Annotated in this window: 1 protein-coding gene and 1 pseudogene; both read left to right on the top strand. The window is 36.1% G+C overall.

Annotated elements, in window-relative coordinates; genetic code table 11:
- The coding region (locus WBN20_RS10580; protein ID WP_424281656.1) for a rod shape-determining protein MreC at positions 1-284 on the top strand (284 nt) is incomplete at its 5' end.
- 535 nt (positions 285-819) lie between these two features.
- Positions 820-2,620, top strand: a pseudogene (locus WBN20_RS10585) (peptidoglycan D,D-transpeptidase FtsI family protein); the annotation flags it as partial.

Raw genomic sequence — 2,620 nt, forward strand, 5'->3', positions numbered from 1 at the left:
GGGACGGACGGGGCTATAACCAGGTAAAACTGGAAGATATTCCCAGATTGGTACCTCTATTAGTTGGTGATACCATAGTTACAGGGGCCATGTCTAGTATTTTTCCAGAGAATATTCCAATAGGGACCATTAAAAAATTTGATCTGAATGTATCTAAAAGTTTTTATAGTATAGATGTTGAGCTTTTTAACGATATGTCCAATGTTAAAAATATCTATATCATTTATAACAAAAACAGACCTGAGATCTTAGAGCTCGAAGCTAAAATTGCCAATGACCAGTAATTATTACTTTATCAATTTTATTAGATTCACTTTACTTGTACTTGTTCAGGTATTAGTATTTAACAGGTTGAATTTTTTTGGTTTTATAAATCCAATGGTCTACATACTGTTCCTTTATTGGTATCCAATAAAGGAAAATAGATCAGTTTTTATATTTACAGGATTTTTACTTGGTTTATGCATTGATTTTTTTTCGGACACTATGGCTTTACATGCAGCATCAACGGTCACCATAGCTTATTTAAGACCTACAATTATGCGTTTTGTTTTTGGGGTTAATTACGAATTTCAAAGTTTCAAATTATCTAATACTACCAGGGTACAACAAATTACATTTTTGACGTTATTAATTGTAGCGCATCATGTTATTTTCTTTACTCTGGAAATTTTCAGTTTATCAAATTTACTGCTAATTTTGAAGAAAGTTATTTTTACCGGAATAGCGACACTAATACTGTGTTTGCTTTTTGGTTCACTTTTCAGTGTAAAGAAAGAATAAGAGACATTCTAGCTAAATATTGAAAGCTAAATTTCAATGAAAAAAATATTATTATCGTCCATAATTATCATTATCGGAATTACCTTTATAGGTAGGCTTTCCTATTTGCAAATATTTAGCTTTTCACCAGATCAGGTCTTGGAAGACCCGGCTATTAAGGCGATTTACGATTATCCTTAACGGGGTTACATCTATGACAGAAACGGGAAACTTTTGGTTGGAAATGATCCGGCCTATGATGTGATGGTGATTCCAAGGGAAGTGAAGCCCCTGGATACCCTTGAATTTTGCAACCTTTTAGGAATTGATAAGGAAAAATTTGTACAAAAACTCCGAAAAGCCAGAATATATTCTCCGAGATTACCTTCGGTATTAGTACCCCAACTTTCTAAGGAAGATTATGCCATGCTTCAGGAGAAAATGAGGAAATATGATGGATTTTATATTCAAAAAAGGTCTTTAAGATATTACGACACCAAAGCCGCTGCTAATGTCCTGGGCTATATTAGAGAGGTAAATGAACGCGACCTGGAAAGAAATCCGTATTACGTGCAGGGAGAATTAACAGGAGGTAAAGGCGTAGAACAACAATATGAGGAAATTTTAAGAGGTAGAAAAGGAGTGCAATATATTCAGAAAGATAGATTCAACAGAGATATAGGACCCTATAAAGCTGGTATTCTTGACACCCTTCCGGAACAGGGTAAGGAGATAAGCCTGACTCTGGACAAGGAACTTCAGGAATACGGGGAGTTATTAATGCATGGTAAATGGGGAGGAATTGTTGCTATAGAACCATCAACTGGTGAAATATTAGCCATGATCTCAGGACCAACCTATGATCCGGCATTACTGGTTGGCAGGGAACGTTCAAAAAACTATAGCAAACTACATTATGATACTATATCCAAACCCCTTTTTGATAGATCTATTTCGGCTGAAGGCTCTCCAGGCTCTCCATTTAAAACATTAAATGCCCTGGTTGCATTGCAGGAAGGGGTCATCCAGCCAAGTACAACTATTCGCTGTTATAACGGATTTTATGTAGGTAAAACAAAGAGGGGCTGTCATTGCGGGGGTGGAATAAGAAATTTGAACAGTGGTATTTATAAATCTTGTAATGCATACTTCGCGGGTACATTTCGAAAAATTTATGAAAAATTTCCTACTTCAGATGAAGGTCAGGATGTCTGGGAAAAACATATGAATAGTTTTGGCCTCGGAAATTTTTTAGGATATGATCTTCCTACTGGTAGACCTGGAAGAATCCCGGGTAAAGAGTATTATGACAAATGGTATGGAGATGATCGTTGGTCTTCATCCTATATCATTTCTAATTCCATTGGTCAGGGAGAAATTGCAGCAACACCGGTACAGCTGGCAAATATGACAGCAGCTATTGCAAACCGTGGTTATTATTATACGCCTCATATTCTGAAGAAAGTTGAAGGTAAGGATATAAGCATTCCGGAATACATACAACCCAAGTATACCACAATTGACAAAAAGCATTTTGACCCTGTTGTTAGAGGCATGGCCGATGTGTATAAAAAAGGTACAGCCAGATGGGTACAAATACCCGGAATAGAAATTGCAGGCAAAACAGGTACTGTAGAGAATTATACAAAAATAGATACTGTACGTGTACAACTTACAGATCATTCTGTATTTGTGGCTTTTGCTCCTGTCGACAATCCAAAAATTGCACTGGCAGTTTATATTGAAAATGGCTATTATGGCTCAAGATATGCAGGACATATAGCGTCTCTATTAATAGAAAAGTACCTAAAAGGAACTATTACAAGAAAGGATCTTGAAAAAAGAATGCTCGACAAAA

This window comes from Eudoraea sp. (assembly GCF_049665975.1).
Taxonomy (GTDB): domain Bacteria; phylum Bacteroidota; class Bacteroidia; order Flavobacteriales; family Flavobacteriaceae; genus Eudoraea.